The sequence below is a fragment of the Anaeromyxobacter dehalogenans 2CP-1 genome, from assembly GCF_000022145.1.
In the GTDB taxonomy this organism is placed as follows: domain Bacteria; phylum Myxococcota; class Myxococcia; order Myxococcales; family Anaeromyxobacteraceae; genus Anaeromyxobacter; species Anaeromyxobacter dehalogenans.
The window spans coordinates 4,106,603-4,121,645 of record NC_011891.1; the positions used below are offsets into that span (position 1 = coordinate 4,106,603).

17 protein-coding genes are annotated in these 15,043 nt (G+C 66.8%); 9 read left to right on the forward strand and 8 right to left on the reverse strand.

Going from position 1 to position 15,043, the window contains the following annotated elements; all coding sequences use genetic code 11:
* Positions 1–13: 13 nt before the first annotated feature.
* The 3 genes from A2CP1_RS18570 to A2CP1_RS18580 form a co-directional block, all read right to left on the reverse strand.
* Positions 14–325 carry a helix-turn-helix domain-containing protein gene (locus A2CP1_RS18570; RefSeq protein ID WP_015934786.1) on the reverse strand — a complete coding sequence of 104 codons (312 nt, stop codon included), beginning with the start codon at positions 323–325 and terminating at the stop codon, positions 14–16.
* 183 nt (positions 326–508) lie between these two features.
* A complete protein-coding gene (locus A2CP1_RS18575; protein ID WP_015934787.1) occupies positions 509–775 on the reverse strand; it encodes a hypothetical protein in 267 nt (88 codons plus the stop codon).
* A gap of 129 nt (positions 776–904) precedes the next feature.
* Positions 905–1,465 carry a recombinase family protein gene (locus A2CP1_RS18580; RefSeq protein WP_081444555.1) on the reverse strand — a complete coding sequence of 187 codons (561 nt, stop codon included), beginning with the start codon at positions 1,463–1,465 and terminating at the stop codon, positions 905–907.
* Between the two features lie 437 nt (positions 1,466–1,902).
* Between A2CP1_RS18580 and A2CP1_RS18585 the strand changes: the two genes are divergently transcribed.
* The gene (locus tag A2CP1_RS18585; RefSeq protein WP_015934789.1) at positions 1,903–2,208 is read left to right on the forward strand and encodes a hypothetical protein; all 306 of its coding nucleotides are present in this window, start codon (positions 1,903–1,905) and stop codon (positions 2,206–2,208) included.
* Between the two features lie 41 nt (positions 2,209–2,249).
* On the opposite strand, the gene istB is transcribed toward A2CP1_RS18585, so the two are convergent.
* Together istB and istA are read right to left on the reverse strand one after the other, a co-directional pair.
* The gene (gene istB / locus A2CP1_RS18590) at positions 2,250–3,029 is read right to left on the reverse strand and encodes an IS21-like element ISAnsp5 family helper ATPase IstB (RefSeq protein WP_012632796.1); all 780 of its coding nucleotides are present in this window, start codon (positions 3,027–3,029) and stop codon (positions 2,250–2,252) included.
* The gene (gene istA, locus A2CP1_RS18595) at positions 3,026–4,303 is read right to left on the reverse strand and encodes an IS21 family transposase (RefSeq protein WP_012632795.1); all 1,278 of its coding nucleotides are present in this window, start codon (positions 4,301–4,303) and stop codon (positions 3,026–3,028) included. Before istA ends, istB begins: the two co-directional genes overlap by 4 nt.
* 36 nt (positions 4,304–4,339) lie before the next feature.
* Between istA and A2CP1_RS18600 the strand changes: the two genes are divergently transcribed.
* Positions 4,340–5,443 (forward strand): hypothetical protein, encoded by a 1,104-nt coding sequence (locus tag A2CP1_RS18600; protein WP_015934790.1) that lies wholly within the window; start codon positions 4,340–4,342, stop codon positions 5,441–5,443.
* Between the two features lie 112 nt (positions 5,444–5,555).
* Here the strand turns inward: A2CP1_RS18600 and A2CP1_RS18605 are convergent, their stop codons facing one another.
* Positions 5,556–6,026: a hypothetical protein gene (locus A2CP1_RS18605; protein WP_041450556.1), complete on the reverse strand. Its 471-nt coding sequence runs from the start codon at positions 6,024–6,026 to the stop codon at positions 5,556–5,558.
* Positions 6,027–6,329: 303 nt separating this feature from the next.
* Here A2CP1_RS18605 and A2CP1_RS18610 point away from each other — a divergent pair, with 303 nt between their 5' ends.
* The gene (locus A2CP1_RS18610; protein WP_015934791.1) at positions 6,330–7,079 is read left to right on the forward strand and encodes an RNA-dependent RNA polymerase family protein; all 750 of its coding nucleotides are present in this window, start codon (positions 6,330–6,332) and stop codon (positions 7,077–7,079) included.
* Positions 7,080–7,332: 253 nt separating this feature from the next.
* On the opposite strand, the gene A2CP1_RS18615 is transcribed toward A2CP1_RS18610, so the two are convergent.
* Both A2CP1_RS18615 and A2CP1_RS18620 read right to left on the reverse strand, forming a co-directional pair.
* Entirely contained in the window at positions 7,333–8,259 is a 927-nt protein-coding gene (locus A2CP1_RS18615; protein ID WP_015934792.1) for a hypothetical protein, read from the reverse strand.
* Entirely contained in the window at positions 8,252–9,955 is a 1,704-nt protein-coding gene (locus A2CP1_RS18620) for a hypothetical protein (RefSeq protein WP_015934793.1), read from the reverse strand. The genes A2CP1_RS18615 and A2CP1_RS18620 overlap by 8 nt, the downstream gene beginning before the upstream one ends.
* Positions 9,956–10,086: 131 nt before the next feature.
* Between A2CP1_RS18620 and A2CP1_RS18625 the strand changes: the two genes are divergently transcribed.
* The 6 genes from A2CP1_RS18625 (at position 10,087) to A2CP1_RS18645 (ending at position 15,038) form a co-directional block, all read left to right on the forward strand.
* On the forward strand, positions 10,087–10,632 hold the full coding sequence (locus tag A2CP1_RS18625) for a hypothetical protein (RefSeq protein ID WP_041450559.1): 546 nt from the start codon (positions 10,087–10,089) through the stop codon (positions 10,630–10,632).
* Between the two features lie 5 nt (positions 10,633–10,637).
* On the forward strand, positions 10,638–11,219 hold the full coding sequence (locus tag A2CP1_RS18630) for a hypothetical protein (RefSeq protein WP_041450560.1): 582 nt from the start codon (positions 10,638–10,640) through the stop codon (positions 11,217–11,219).
* A 719-nt stretch (positions 11,220–11,938) separates the two neighbouring features.
* Positions 11,939–12,214, forward strand: coding sequence for a helix-turn-helix domain-containing protein (locus A2CP1_RS24100; RefSeq protein ID WP_081444556.1), 276 nt, complete (start codon positions 11,939–11,941; stop codon positions 12,212–12,214).
* Positions 12,211–13,569, forward strand: coding sequence for a hypothetical protein (locus A2CP1_RS18635; RefSeq protein WP_150106366.1), 1,359 nt, complete (start codon positions 12,211–12,213; stop codon positions 13,567–13,569). The genes A2CP1_RS24100 and A2CP1_RS18635 overlap by 4 nt, the downstream gene beginning before the upstream one ends.
* 40 nt (positions 13,570–13,609) lie before the next feature.
* Positions 13,610–13,795, forward strand: coding sequence for a helix-turn-helix domain-containing protein (locus A2CP1_RS24105; protein ID WP_015934796.1), 186 nt, complete (start codon positions 13,610–13,612; stop codon positions 13,793–13,795).
* A 64-nt stretch (positions 13,796–13,859) separates the two neighbouring features.
* Positions 13,860–15,038 (forward strand): tyrosine-type recombinase/integrase, encoded by a 1,179-nt coding sequence (locus tag A2CP1_RS18645; RefSeq protein WP_015934797.1) that lies wholly within the window; start codon positions 13,860–13,862, stop codon positions 15,036–15,038.
* Positions 15,039–15,043 lie beyond the last annotated feature (5 nt).

Here is a 15,043-nt window from a genome sequence, read left to right on the forward strand (position 1 = left end):
CGCGCGCGCGCGCTCACACTCCGCGAAGACGGACCACCTTGCCGTGTACGCGCGCGACGACTTCGAGCTCGCCTCCGAGCCCCTCCACGTACCTCCGCAGCGTCGAGAGGAGATGATCCTCCCTCCGTTCCGCGCGCGACAGCTCCGACTGCTTCATCTTGACGGCGCGGGCGACCTGCTCCTGGGTCTTGCCGGCAGCCTGCCGGAGCTCGCGCAGATTCATCTCGAGGATCTCGCGCTCGGCGACCCGCTCCGCCTCGGCGATCTCCTCGCGCGTGAAGAGCTTCTTCTCGATCTGCTTCCAGCTCTTCGTCTTGGCCTTCATCTCTCGCCGTCCTTCTCCAGGTGCTCGAGGTGCGCCTCCCAGAGTTGCTCGGCCCTCGGGATGGCCCGTTCGCCCAGGACGAAGGCATGCCTTCTCTACCGATCCCCTCGGACGTCGCCCTGCGCGCTGGATCTCGGCGAGCCAGGGCAGTAGAGACGAACGCGGCTCGTCCGCCCGCGGAGCCTACTCCGGCTCCCCTGAACCGACCCCCTCGTAGACCTGGAAGCTGCTTGCCATCCAGTGCTCCCGGTCGCGCTCGGCGCTGACCATCTTGGCGATCGCGGCCTCCGCCACCTCGCGCGAGGGGAAGACAGCCACCAGCGAAAGCTCTTCCCCCGGCTCGAAATCGAAGGGATCCACTGCGACGACGCCGTAGGAGCCGCGAGGGATTCGGGCGCACACCGCGTCCATCGCAGCGAGCCGGCGGAGCAGCGGACTGGGTTCGTTCAAGACGCCTCCTACGCGGTCGACAACCGATCGGCTTTCGACCGCTGATCGAGGGTCAAGCGGCCGCTGAAATCACTCCCGATTCTGAGCGTGGTTCCAGCACCGGTTCTGGAACGGGCGCCGAGGCCTCCTTCAGCGCCCGGTGGAGAGTCGCCTTTCCGACGCCCAGCTCCCGCGCGATCGCCTGAAGTCCCTTCCCTTCTGCGCGGAGGGTGAGCGCCTTTGCCACGTCGACCTCGACCCGAGTGCGCCCGACTTGGCCCCTCTGCGGCGCGCAGCCGCGATCCCGGCCTTCGTTCTCTCGACCAGGACGCCCTTCTCGAACTCCGCGAACGCGCTGACGAGGTGGAGCAGAAGCCGGCCCTGGGGAGTCGTGGTGTCGAACGGTTCCGTCACGGATACGAACCCGATCCCGAGAGCCGCCAGCTCGTCCAGGTGAACGACCATCGCCTTCAGCGAACGGAAGAGCCGATCCGCCCGGTAGACGACCACGAGGTCGAACGCGCCCCGGCGGGCGCCCGCCATCAGGCGCTCCAGCTCCGGGCGGCGGTCGCGTGAACCCGACACGCCGCGGTCGACGAACGAATCGACCAGCTCCCAGCCCCGGCGCTCGATCAGGAGGGCCGTCTCGTCCGCCTGGAGTTCTGGGTTCTGGTCCGAGGTCGAGACGCGAAGATACCGGACGGCGCGCAGGGGCTTGGCGAGAAGCGGTCACGGCGTTCCCTCCACGCTATTTACCGCATCTTTTATTCTGATTTGTCAAAAGGAAGACGAACCGGTAACCTGGCGCTTCTGGAGGTCCCCTGATGACCGAGCGTCGTCGCCCTGGCCGGCCCCGCAAGCACGGAGCGCACAAGGTGGTCACGTGCCGGCTCCCCCTCGAACTACACCGCGCCCTTGGGCACCTCGCGGTCGATCGCGGGGTGCCGCTCAACGACATCATCGTCGAGGGGCTGCGGGACTTCTGGGCGAGGAGCCCGGACCGGAAGAAGTACGCGCACCTGCTGCCGCATCTCTCCGGCCAGGCCGAGTAGACCTCCCCACCGTTCGTGGGCCAGACGCCTCCCGCTTTCACGTCCAGCTGATAGCGTAGGGCGCGCAGCGCCATCGCGTTCGGGAGGGCCACCAACATGAGCAACCAGACCGTTCTCGGGGTCCATCTCGTCTGCCACGCCAACGAGAACATCGTCGAGTTGCCTAACGGCAGGTTCGAGAGCCGCCGCTGGGCTCTGAGCCGCAGCTACTTGAAGCCTGGCCAGCTATACGTGGCACTTCACGAGAGCCACTCGAATTCCTCGTACCGGCAAGGCGTGCTGGAGAGTTGGGCAGACGACGAGCAGGTGCCAGGCCGTGTCGTCCTCACGGTCCGTGCGACGCAGACCCCGCTTACCTGGACCGGCCGAGGCGAGCGCGTGTCAAACGACAGGGGGAATTGACCCCCAAACGACAGAACTTCTGACCCCCTCCGCCTCGGGGTTCAGTTCGCCTTCTCGGCCCTGCCGAGCAGGCCCGCCTTGCGCTTCTGCTTCAGCCTGTAGCTCTCGCCCTGGATCATCAGCGTGAAGCTGTGGTGCAGGAGCCGGTCGAGGATCGCGGCGGCGAGGATCTCGTCCCCGAACACGGTGCCCCACTGCGTGACGACCTGGTTCGTCGTGATGATCATCGCGCCCTTCTCGTACCGCCTCGCGATGAGCTGGAAGAACAGGTGCGCACTGCGCTTCTCGAACGGCAGGTACCCCAGCTCGTCCACGACGAGCAGCTTGGGCTTCGCGTAGAACGCGAGCCGCTCCGCGAGCTGGCCCTCGGTCTCGGCCTTCGAGAGCGCGCCCAGCAACGCCGTCGCGCTCGTGAAGAGCACGGTGTAGCCGGCTTCGACTGCGGCGCGCCCGAGCCCGATGGCGAGGTGCGTCTTGCCGACGCCGGGCGGGCCGAACACGAGCACGTTCTCCGCGTTCGCGACGTACCGGCTGACGGCGAGCTCGCGGACGAGCTTCTGGTCGACGCTCGGCTGGAACTTGAAGTCGAAGTCGTCGAGGGTCTTCACCGCGGGGAAGTGCGCGATCTGGATGCCCATCGCGACGCGCTTCCGCTGCTTCGCCCCGACCTCCTCGCGCAGGATCGTGTCGAGGAAGTCGAGGTACGTCGGCTCGCCCCGTGCCGCGGTCGAAAGCAACGCGTCGAGCTGCTCGCCGATGCGCCCGAGGCGGAGCCGGCCGAGGCTCTCGAGGACGCGAGCCCGCGTGATCTCGGTGCTCACGCGGCACCGCCGATCACGGCCGCGTAGTCGTCGAGCGTCCGTCCGAGCGCGGCGAGCGGCTGCGCGATGGGAACGAGGTTCTCAGCCGCAGGCCGGCGCCAGAGGCCGTCGAGGTGGGCCGGGTCGATCACCCGCGCGTGCGGCTCGAACGAGCGCGCGTGAACCGCTACGACGTCGCGGCCGTGGAAGATGCGAACCTCGTCGGCGGTGACGAGCGCCTCGACGCGGTCGCGCACGAGGCGGTGCGGAACGCTGTAGCGGACCGTGTCGATGTCGATGAGCGAGTCGTTCGCGACGCGCCGCTGCAGGCGACGGCCGTGCGTCGGGAGCGGCCGCGCGGGCAGCGACCTCAGTGCCTCGCGCTCGTCGCGCTCGAAGCGTTTCGCAGGGGCCTCGTGCGTCGTCCCGTGCACGCGGCCGTCCACGAGGAGCTGCCACGCGGATAGGTGGTCCTGCAGGTGCGCGAACGAGTTAAACCGCCGACCGGCGATCGCGTTTCGCTTCACGTACTTCACGCCGGACTCGGTCTTACCCTTGGTCCTGGCGCGGTATGGCTGGCAGGCGCGCGGCTGAACATCCCAATCGCGGCAGAACGCGACATACGCCGGGTGGAAGATCACGGTCTGCGCCTCTCGGTTGCGGCCGGCGACGAGGCAGCGCGTGTTGTCGCCGAGAACCTCGAGCGGCACGCCGCCGAAGTGGCGGAACGCCGACGCGATCCCGTCGAGCCACTCGCCCTGACGCTCGTGCAGGAACGCCTTCACGAAGATCCGCCGCGAGTAGCTCAACACCGCGGCCAGGAAGTGCACCGTCACGCGCTCGTCGGCGATCCAGACCTGGCGCTCGCCGAAGTCGATCTGCATCTGCCGGCCCGGCGCGGTCTCGAACCGGACCGTCGCAACGTCGGCGGCGCGCTGCTCGCGCCGGCGGTCCGCCACGGCACGCTGCACGGTCCTCACGCTCGCCTCAACGCCGCGCTCACCGAGCATCTGCGCGACGACCACGGCGTTGCCCTCGGCCTCGCCCTCGAATAGCGCGACCGCTTCAGCTCGCCGGACGTCGTCGAGCCGCTGCTGTGAAGGGTGCCGTTGGAGATCGGCCACCGCGCCGCGCAGGTACCGACGCACCGTGTTGCGAGCCACGCCGAGTTCGCGCGCGATCCGCTTCGCGCCCCAGCCCTTACCCGCGAGGTCACGCATCTGCCTGACCGCCTCCGCCTCGACCATCGGCACCTCCGTCGTCGGGGGTGCCACGAATCCCATCTCGCTGCCCATCTCCGCCTCCTTGCTGAGGGCAGAGGGGGTCAGAAGTTGTGTCGCAAGGGGGTCAGTTATCCTGTCGCTCTACAGCGCGAGAAGAGCAAGGGTGTCTCGGGAGACCCGGAGGCGCTCCGGAACTGGAGTCTCGCCTGTGGCCCGACCACGTACCTCGCTCGTATCTGCTGGAACTCCAAGGGGTGGCGCTGTGCCACGGGCGAGGCCCGCGGGCTCGAACTCCAGCCAAGCTTCGTCTCAACGAATGGCTTTGGACACGAAGAGTGGCTGTTCAACAACCTATGGGAGATCGACGGCTGGCGGTACGGATTCCTCCAGCCGGTAAACCGCGCCTGGGACAGTCATCAGGGCGAGGTCATCGACGTTGGGCTCTACACGAAAGACCCCGCCAAGCGCCGGCTCTGGGTCGGTCGCATCCGACGCGCGGAGGTCCTGACCGAACAGCAGGCGCGCACCGCTCACGCGGAGTTCGAGAGGCGAGGGCTGCTGAGGAAGATGCGGGACGAGGTCACCGCCATCGGAGGGGACACGTCAACTTTGGAATCGGTATCCCACAGCTTCGCCCCTTTCAACATCCGATTCCTAGCGAGTGACTTGGAGATCGCGGACCCGCCCGAAGCGCTTCCCGCGGACCATCGGGTGTGGAGCCTTCACCGATACGTGTTGACCTCTGCTGGCGAGGGGGACTTCGGCCTCGGCGGCAGCGCAGGCACGCGCAACCGCAGGCCAGAGCACTTCGATCCCAGGAGTCCTACTGGCCCGACAGAGGTCGAGGCCCGGCACAACCAGCTCCAGAATCACCTGTTCGATCTCTTGGACCAGAAGTACGGGTGCGCCGTCGTCATGGAGAGGAACCGGGTCGACATCGTTGTCGAGCACCCGGATCTTCACGCTTTCATCGAGGTCAAGTCCGATCCCGAAGCCCGGCTCGCGCTGCGCCATGCCATCGGGCAGCTCCTTGAATATGCTTGGTACGAGCGCCCCGACTCCCCGCGCCCGGAGCTGATCGTCGCTGCTCCGGCGCCGCTCACACCAGCCGCGCGGGCGTACATCGATCGCATCCGCGATAAGGAGGGACTGCGGATTCGGTACTTCCAGGTCACGCTGGAGACGAGTGACCTGGCAGGACTCACGTCCTGAACTGGCGAGGGAACCTCGGATCGCCAGCGCAGGACCGCGTGATCGCCGTCGACGCACCGTTCATGAAGGCGACAGCGCATCGACGACGGCGCCGCGAACGACGCGGGCTCGATCAACCGCGATGCGGGCGAGAAGTGCCTGGACGGAACGCGCCCGAACTGGTGACGGTGAGCCCCAACCCCTCCAAGTACGCGCGAAGCGCTGCCCAGTCTCGCTCAGTCGGCTTCCACCGGTGGAGACGGTCATGGCGGGTCAGGGCCTTCCGGTAGCCGTCGATCCTCACGACCGGTGCGCGGCGATCAAGGCGCCGGTGCTCTTCAAGCGGCGCCCAGAATTCCCGGAACTTGTAGTCCTGGTCGACCATTCCATCGGCGAGCGTCCGGTACTTCGGGAACATCACTCCGTCGACCGCGACGACCTGGCGGCCCTCGGTCCATGTCTCCAGCTCGACAAGGTGCACGAAGCGACCGCTGGCAGGCCGTAGCGGCGCCTGCTGGCGCGTGAATGCGCTGACAGCGGAAACCGCGATCGGCCGGAACATCCCTTCGCGGTCGCGCACGAGGTATCGAATCGAGGGGCGCATCGGTCCTCACATCCTACTCGCCGGCCGCCCGAAGCCGTGCGGCTGTTGACAGCGTCGAGATTGCCTCCTAGACCGCGAGCCGTAGCGCATCGCTGGCCCGGGCCAACGGCCTGGAGTGCCTCCCCCACAACACGAAGGACGGAAGGTCCGACTCGGATCGGAGCGGCCGTGTAGTGCCGGTTCGGAGGAGCGAGATGGCAGTCGATCGAATGGATGACCTCGGCGCGACGGTGCGTGTCCTCTCGCACGAGACTCGCCGAGGGTCACGCAACCGGGTTGCGCGACCGCTTGCGGTCCTGGGTCGTGACCACGAAGGCGCTCTTCCGCAGGGACCGACTGGCGAAGGCGGTTGAACGGACGAAGCCGCGGGTGATCTTCCCGTGGCGGGACAGGCTGCACACCTGGGCCACCGCCGACACCGAGTTCGCGGCCGCGTTGGAGATCCCGATCTCCTCCCACGCGGTGGTCCGGAACGGGCGCGTCGTCGCGGAGCCGCGCGTCCTGATTCCGGAGTGCATGACGACCACTGGCGAGGGCTCGAAGCGCCGGCTGCGCGCGCTACTCGAACCAAGCCTCGATGCCGCCGGAATGATCAGCGCCCGCGAGCCGGCCTCTCAGCCTGATGACGCGATCGAGACACTCGTGGATGAGGACCGGATCGCCTACCTCGAGAGCTTCCGCGTCCGGCTGCTCCAGAGCATGGTGCTACTGACGCTAGAGCCGCTGACAAACGGCATGTGGCTGCCCGGGTGCCACGCCTACGTCAGCGACCGGTCGATCTACACCGCTGTTCGGATGGCGCTCCAGAACGTGCGCGCCGGCCGGCACTGGGTGATTAAGGCGGACATCCAGAAGTTCTTCGAGAGCCCCACGGCGGAAACAGTCGACCTCGTGATCCGTCATGAGCTGCCGCAGGTCACCGGGCGGCTTCGGGATCTGATCCTCTGGTTCTTGTACCCGAACATCATTCGCGACGTGAAGCGGGAGGCGGTGATGCTGCTCGACGCGGTGGCCCCCGAGCGCGCGGGCACCAGGCGGGCACCAGCGGCGTAGCCAAGAAAAAACCCCCGGCCGAAGCCGGGGGTTAGATGGAGCGGGAAAAGGGATTTGAACCCGCTGGTACGCCGTGGCGCAACCGTCCGACGACGCTCGCCATTTCTCGTAACGCCTCGGTGTGCCAGCGGTTTCCCGCTTTCCTCCCGCGAACGCTAGCCGCCACCAGTTGACAGGAACCGACCAGAGCCGTGGAGGCGGGGTTGGAGGCCCGTCCGCACCGTGCTGGTCGGCCGCGCGGCCTTGGGCTCGGTCACGAATCGGGCCGCCCCGGCGCTTGCGCAGGGCCAGATTCGAGAGTGTCTGGCGCGGGGCCCGCGGTTGGTGCGGCCGGAGCTCCGGGGCCGCGCGCCCGCTTTCCGTCTAGCGGGATGATGCGAGTCACCGCGGCACTGTAGAGTCCCGCAGGGTCACTCAGGTCACCCATGTCCTCGCGCGAGTAGAAGAGCGCGAGCGCCTGCTCAAACCGACCACGATCCGCTTCCCACCGGCCTACGATCAACTCGTCCTTGGCCCATCGCAGCACAACACTCTCAAAGAGAAAAGAGTTGAACGCTCTGACAACGTTCTGACACGCCTTCGCGGCTGCGTGGAGCTCCGCGAGCCGTACGCGCACGTGCTGCCGACCCTTGCCGTCTAGCTTGAGCGCTCGCGCGTTCCCCGCGCTCAGCTCTCCGCGCGAGTGCGCAGCGGCGTGACGCAGCTGACACACCGATTCGAACTCAGCGATGGCCGTCGCCACGGACGAGCCGTCCGGAACGTCGACGTTGAGTACTTTCTTGGTTCTGCTCTTGATCTCGGTGCGAGAGGCGAAACTCGTACCCTCAAAGAGTCCGAGGGGAAGCTCCTCTCCTTGGTAGTAGTCGACAGCACCGAACGCGACGAGCTGGTCAGCAGCGTGCGCCCGAGACAGCGGACAAACCTGGATGGTGCGTGCGAGGACCGATCGAAAGAACTGTTCGACACCTGAAACAAGACCGAGGATCAGAACGCGACCGAGCACATCGTTGGCCTCCAGCGCGTCCTGAGTTCCGATCGTGATGACCTTGCGTGCATACGCGTAGTACTCATCGATCGGACTCTCGGTAGCTTTCGCCGCTGGCGCGCAGAACTTGCCGCAGTCAAGCGCTAGCGCCTCTTCAGAAGAGCACACCTTCGGCCATGGCTGTCGGCTAGACACTCACGAACTCCAGTGCTGCGTTCCGGATACGAGCCGCCCAAACCCGCCCGATGTACGGCACGGAACGAAGCTTCTGCGTGTCCTCGTCCAACAGCACATCTTGCACGGTTCTGATGTTGGTATTCGACAGAAGCCCGTCCTTCTTCTTCTTCGTAAGTGGCAGCGCGGAGATGGGAGCGCGGAGCAGGTCTTCGTATACAGACGATTCGACCAACTCCTTGCCGCACTTCACGCAGAAGGAAGCATCCGGCGACACCCTCGATGCGCCGCAACTTGGACAAGGCGCGAGATTCAGAACGCAACGCCGCTGGTAATCCTCGCCCAGCAAGGACGCGCCCCGCGCACGCACGAACGCATGTGCCGAGCGCTGCCGCAGCGCTGTGATCGCCGCCAGGGTTGCTGGGGCGCGACCCAAGCTCAGGGCATTCTCACTAAGCACCATTGCGTAGTGGAGAACGTACCTCTGGAACCGGCCCTTAACTCCGCGCGACACGGGCTCGATCTTGCGAACGATACCGGCGTATTCGAGCATCGCGAGAATCGTCGACAGCTCCGAGTCGATCGGCTCCTGGAGCGCGATAACAGTCGCCTTGCGAGTGTTGGACTTGTTCTTGTTGTATTGGCGCAGAGCCTTCACGAACGCCGTCTGAAGTTCCTCACCAACATCTAGCAAGTTCTTGTATCGAGGCAACTTTGCCTTCAGCGCCTCGAAGATGCCGCGAACAATAGCGGCGTGAGCCGCGATCGCCTTGTCAGCGCTCTGCCGCGTAGGCTTCACGGAGGCATCCTCCTCAACGCCCAGAATCTGCGAGAGCATGAGTAGGAAGCCCCTGGGCAGGCCGAAACACGCGAGAGCTAGGTAGTCGATGAGTTCGCTCTTGCCGGCTAGGCGGTTACGGAGCTCGCCAGGGACGCGCCGCTCATACATGTCCCGCATCATTTCCAGATAGCCTGCGTCTTCGGGCTGGTACCACGCCTCTACGAGCTCGGCCTCATGACCTACCTGGAAATAAGGCGAGTAGCTTGTGATCCCGGGGTACACGGCGGCCTTCGCCGACACTACCCGTGAGCGCATTTCGCGGAAGATCTCGAAGAAATCGCGCTGCTGCTCAGGCGAGAATGCATGTGCCGCGTCATCGAGCAGGAGCACACAGCGCCGCATTCCACATGCCGCCGTCCAGCGCTCAAGCAGCGCCAGAAGCGCTGATGGAGCGATCGGCTTAGGTAGTTCCTTCGGCGGACTTCCTGTCTCTAGCGCCTGAATGAAGCCTTTCGCCTCGCGTGCGAGCGCGGCGACATCGGGCGGCTCTTCTCGCTCGGCCTCTCGTAACGCGCTTGCGGTGCCATCGACGATCTTTAGCGCCACCCACTGCCGAAACAGCTGAGGCGCGTCGGATCGACGATGGAACAAGGGCTCAAGCGCGAGCGATCGCGAGTAGTTTACGTACACCGGTAGTGCATCATCGCCCCCGAGCAAGTCGTAGTAGGCCTTCTTCAACAGGGTCGACTTGCCGCTACCACGAGGGCCGCTGAGCAGCTTTGCTCCAGGCATCTTGAGCTTCGCGATGATGTGCCGATCGCGTGCGCCCTCGGCGGTCCAGGACATCAGCTCGTTCTTCGAGAGATTCTCTGCGCGTTCCTCGAAGACGCTTGCCAGGTTTTCCTGTTGAACAGCTTGAGTCTGAACGGATGGCATCTTCTTGCTTCCCTCGCTCGCTGCTTGGAAGTGCGGCTGCGAAGACCCCGCGCACGCCTCGTTCCGGGCCCCGGTGAGCTCACCCTGTCGGCGACGAAGGATACACCGGCGGGCTCACGGAAGCTCTTTCGGTGAACAGCATGGTCGGGGGCGCCGTGGACGCACGGCGGTCTGGTACCCTCGTCATCATGGGTTATTGGTGGGAGACGAACGCAGCGGCTGGTGAGCGCTTCTGGTGCGAGATCACGGACCGGCCAGACGTGGGCGCCGACCTGAAGTGCCCTCAGACCAACGAGAGTGGGAAACCGTACTGGTCGTACTCGTTCATCGGGTCCGTGGCACCGGGCGACGTGGTGTTCCACTACTCCACGAACAGCCGCAGCTTCGTTGGTGCGTCCGTGGCGGGTGGTCCTGTCGAGTCGCGGCCCATCGTCTGGGCGCCTCACGGCACTGTCGGGCGCAGCAAAGGCGAGGAGCGCCAGGCTCGGCCGGGGTGGTGGCTGCCGCTCTACGGATACCGTCCTGCGTCCGAGCCGCTGACGCTGGACGAGCTCCAGGCGCCCGAGGAACAGGCCTGGATCCGCGCGTGGCTTGCCGACACGCAAGAGCGATTCGGAGCCACGGGCGCGCCGCTGCAGCCTATCCGAAGCTGCTGCGCGCAGCGCAGGGCTACCTGACGAAGATGCCGCGCGTCTTCGTTGAGCGCTGGCCGAAGTTGGGGAAGTTGGTCGACGCTCTGGACGGCGTGCGCGCAAACCTGGAAGCGCTCGGAGAGGTGATGCCGCCGAAGCTTCCGAACGCACCTTCGCCAGGCGTGTTCCGGCCGAAGAGCGCCGAGGACTACCGCGCGCAGATCCAGGGAGGCTTCCAGGTCCGGTCCCGCAAGCACGAAGCTCTCGTCAGGATCGCAGGCGAGCTTTTGCTACGAAAGGCGACCGTCACGACGCCTCACCCGGTCGACCTCCGCATGACGAGTCCCGTTCCCGTCATCTTCGAGGCAAAGACCGTCGGAAGCCGTGGGCCGGGAGCAGCGATCCGAGAGGCTGTGGGGCAGCTCTACGAGTACCGATACTTCATCGGGCCGCGGGACGCGCGTCTGTGCGTGCTGTTGGACGACGATCCCGGCGCCGTGCTCGTCCAGTACGTCGAGGACGAGCTCGGACTGATGATCGCGTGGCTCGCGGACGGCGTACTGCGCGCAGGCCCCGTTACTTCCGATTCGCTGAGGTCGGCGGGCATCGACCTCGCGCAGCTGGCCGCTTAGGCTGTCGCACCTCGCGAAGCGACTTGGCGTTTCGCGCATCGTGCTCTCGGCGCAAGCGGCGGCGGCAAAGGCGACGACGACCGCCGATGGCAGCGGCGCCGGGCGACGGCGCCGGGCGACGGCGCCGGGCGATGGTGGCGGGCAATGGTGGCGGGCGATGGTGGCGGGCGATGGTGGCGGGCGACGGGCGGCGGCGACGGGCGGCGGCGACGGGCGGCGGCGGCGGGCGGCGGGCGGCGGGCGACGGGCGGCGGGCGACGGGCGACGGGCGACGGGCGACGACGGACGACGACGGACGACGGACGACGGACGACGGCGATGGACGACCGCGGCGACGGCGATGGGCGACCGCGGCGACGGACGACGGACGGCGCCGTCGGTCGACGGCGGCGACGGCGGACCCGCGGCAACGGACGACGGACGGCGCCGTGGCGGTCGACGGCGGCCACGGCGGACCCGCGGCGACGGCCGACGCGCGCGACGCTCGACCGAGCGGCGATGCTCGACCCGGTGGCGACGGTTGACGGGCAGCGGTGCTCGACTGGCGACGCTAGAGGCCGCCGGGTCGAGCTGCGCTCAGAGAATGCGCGCGTCGTCCCGATCGTAATTCGCTTCTGAGGACGGCGAGCTCCACCACCAAGAAGATTCTTGTAGCGCTACTGATCGATCACCCTACGCTTAGGAGTCCTCACGACTGAGCCGTTGGCTCCGGAGGACTTGTGGAACCGATCTCCAGCTCCATTTCGACGCTTCGACTCCTTCGCCTCACCGCAGGGTTGCCCCAGTTCGTTCTTGCGAAGAGAGCCAACATGGCCGCTTCGCGCCTGTCGGTCATCGAGCGCGGGTACGATGAGCCCACAGAAGCGGAGCAGGCACAACTTGCACGCGCGCTGGGCGTTCCTCAGGAAGCGCTATTCCCCGATCAGCGGCCGAGCCCTATCGCAACGACGCCGGGTACCAAGGCCGCTCACGATAGCGAGCGGGCGCCGCGATGACGACCGCGCGCCGTACTCTCCACGTTCGTTCGCCTGTGGTCGCGGTGTGTAACACGCGACCCGATACCGTCACCGCTACGGAGGCAAGCTCCCAAGAACTCAAGGCACCTGTGCGGACGGGTGACGCGAGAAGTGCCGTCGAAACCAGCCTAGACGGCGATGCGGGGGTCAGCGTCATCGCCTCCGGAATCGACACTCTGTACCTGTTCTCGCACGCCCCCGTCTTTCGCACAGAGTTCAGGCGCCTCGAGGACGCACAGCAGCTGGCCCGAGCCAACCCGAACCGCCTGGCGAAGGGTCCCACCCTCGACATCGCGGGACACTACTTCGCGATGAACCGCCATGGCGCCCGCACTGCGCCCTATCTGCTGGACAGCGAGCACGCGACCCTGCTGGTGAATCCACACGCGGCATCGACGTTCCCGACGTTCACCGCCGAGCTGCGAGCCATCTACCTCTGGCAGAAGGGCGCACGATTCGTCGCCGAGCAGGCCGAGGAGATCGCCAGCCAACTGCTCGTTCGCATGACACCCGAGGACGCGCGACTGCACGTCGGGCGTGTGGACCTGGCCGTCGACTTCCAGGGATGGCAACCACGCGAGGGCGATGGGCCAGAGTTCGTCACCCGGGCGCACGACCGCACGTCGCATGTTCAGCGGAAGGTCTTCACCGGCTTCATGTTCGGGCACGGCGACGTCGCAGGGCGGCTGTACTGCAAGAGCATCGAAATCGAGCGAAGCCAGAAGAAATGGTTCCGGAACATCTGGGCCGCGTCCAAGGCTTACGATCCAAAGCGTCCAGTCTGGCGACTCGAATTCCAGCTCCGCAGGCCCGCCATCGTGAGCATGGAGCTCGATGGCGAGCACGGGCCGCTCGATACCTGGGAGGACGTGCTCGAAAGTTCGGGCGCCCTCTGGCGGTATCTCACCCGCAAATGGCTGGCGCTGAAGCACCGCACGAAGCAGTCGCGGCAGAACTTCCACCCGGCGTGGGATGCTCTCGCGCGGCTCGGATTCAGCACGGGACCGTGGGAAGGCACGGAGGCGGACCTGTACCGCATCCACCGCCAGGACAGCGCGGAGCGTGCCACCGGGCAGATCGCCGGATATCTCGCGCGCGGCCTTGCCGAGCACATGTTCCATGAGTCGACGGACGAGCTCGTACAACCGAGCCTGGACGACGCGCTGCCTGCCATCGTGGAACGGGTGCGCCTGCACACCAAGCGTCGTGGCCGCTCCGTGGAGGAGCGCGCGCAGGAGCGTGTGGCGAGCTGGCTCGCGACCGCTGAGTCCATGACCATGAACGAGTCGCTCAGGATGCGTGAACCCGGCGACGACGACGGGGACGAAACATGACGACGCGCACGTATCGGGGCACACGTGCCGGAGACCGACTGTGACCGGCCCCACCCCGCCCCTGACTGAATGGCTCACGGCTGACGAAGCGACTGCGTACCTGCGCTTCCCGAGCCGCGATGCGCTGTACCAGGCCGTGCACCGCGGACAGATCCCCGTCCGCCGCATCGGGCGGCGGCTCCGCTTCCGGCGCTCCGAGCTGGACGCCCACCTCAAGGCCGCGTGACACCGTCCTCCACCAGCACGGTAGACTCCGGGTCGGCGTGCGTCGTCGGGGGAGGTCCCTGACGATGGCTGTGAAGGTCCGAGAGTACCGTCGGCGCGGCAAGCCGATGGGATGTTGGGAGGCGGACGTGCGGCTTCCGCTGCCGAGCGGCGAGTTCTATCGGGAACGGGTGCGTGTGCCCGTCTCCGGGAAGACGAGCGCGAAGCGGTGGGCGGACGCACGCGAAGCAGAAGTGATCAGCCTTGCGCGGAGTGGTCTCGATGCCGAGGCGATCCACGCGAAGCTGAACGGCAAGGGAGCGGCGAACGAGGCGCGGGTTCCGACCCTCGCCGAATTCGAGAAGCAGTTCATCGAGCACGCGAGGGCGAACCGGCAGAAGGCGAGCACGGTGTACGCGAAGGAGTCCATCCTCCGCGTCCACCTGGTCCCGGTCCTCGGGACGAAGCGGCTCGACGAGATCACCGAAGCGGACGTCCAGGCGCTCAAGGTGACACTCGCCGAGCACCGGCCGAAAACGGTCAACAACGTGCTCGCCACGCTCTCGAAGCTCCTGCGCGTGGCGAAGCGGCTCGGGGTCATCGACGCGGTGCCGGTCGAATCCTTCGAGCTCGTCAAGGCTCCGCTCGCCGCCGTGCCGTTCTACACGTTCGAGGAGTACGCGGTCCTCGTCGCTGCCGCTCGGCGACTCGACCCGCGCATCCTCGCGGCGGTGCTCCTTGGCGGGAACGCTGGCCTCCGTGCTGGCGAGGTGGTGGCGCTGGAGCTACCGGACGTGCGCCGGGCGAACGCCCGGATCACGATCGAGCGTCAGGCGTGGCGTGGAGTCGTGGATACGCCCAAGGGTGGCAAGGGCCGGGTCGTCCCGATGACCGATGCCCTCAAGGCCGCGCTCGCGGCCGTGCGCCACCTTCGCGGTGCCCGCGTGCTCGTGCAGGACGACGGGTCCGACCTGACGGCGAAGGTCCTCCGGGGATGGATGAAGAGTGCCCAGCGGCTCGCGGGGCTCAGGCCGACGGGCAACTTCCACATCCTGCGCCACACGTTCTGCTCGCACCTCGCGATGCGGGGCGCCCCGGCGAAGGTGATCCAGGAGCTGGCGGGGCACACGCACCTCTCCACGACGATGCGGTACATGCACCTCGCGGAGGGGCACAAGGAGCAGGCGATCAGGCTGCTCGATGACAGGCCCGTCACCGCACCGGCAGCAGGCGTGGAGGCCAGGTTGGAGGCGGTGGAGGGCTGAAAAGA

What these genes read in the sequence shown, in the direction of transcription:
- A2CP1_RS18570 (WP_015934786.1), bottom strand. Translation starts at nt 325, where the DNA reads ATGAAGGCCAAGACGAAGAGCTGGAAGCAGATCGAGAAGAAGCTCTTC.
- A2CP1_RS18585 (WP_015934789.1), top strand. Translation starts at nt 1,903, where the DNA reads ATGAGCAACCAGACCGTTCTCGGGGTCCATCTCGTCTGCCACGCCAAC.
- istA (WP_012632795.1), bottom strand. Translation starts at nt 4,303, where the DNA reads ATGGGCAGCGAGATGGGATTCGTGGCACCCCCGACGACGGAGGTGCCG.
- A2CP1_RS18605 (WP_041450556.1), bottom strand. Translation starts at nt 6,026, where the DNA reads ATGCGCCCCTCGATTCGATACCTCGTGCGCGACCGCGAAGGGATGTTC.
- A2CP1_RS18620 (WP_015934793.1), bottom strand. Translation starts at nt 9,955, where the DNA reads ATGCCATCCGTTCAGACTCAAGCTGTTCAACAGGAAAACCTGGCAAGC.
- A2CP1_RS18630 (WP_041450560.1), top strand. Translation starts at nt 10,638, where the DNA reads ATGCCGCGCGTCTTCGTTGAGCGCTGGCCGAAGTTGGGGAAGTTGGTC.
- A2CP1_RS18635 (WP_150106366.1), top strand. Translation starts at nt 12,211, where the DNA reads ATGACGACCGCGCGCCGTACTCTCCACGTTCGTTCGCCTGTGGTCGCG.
- A2CP1_RS18645 (WP_015934797.1), top strand. Translation starts at nt 13,860, where the DNA reads ATGGCTGTGAAGGTCCGAGAGTACCGTCGGCGCGGCAAGCCGATGGGA.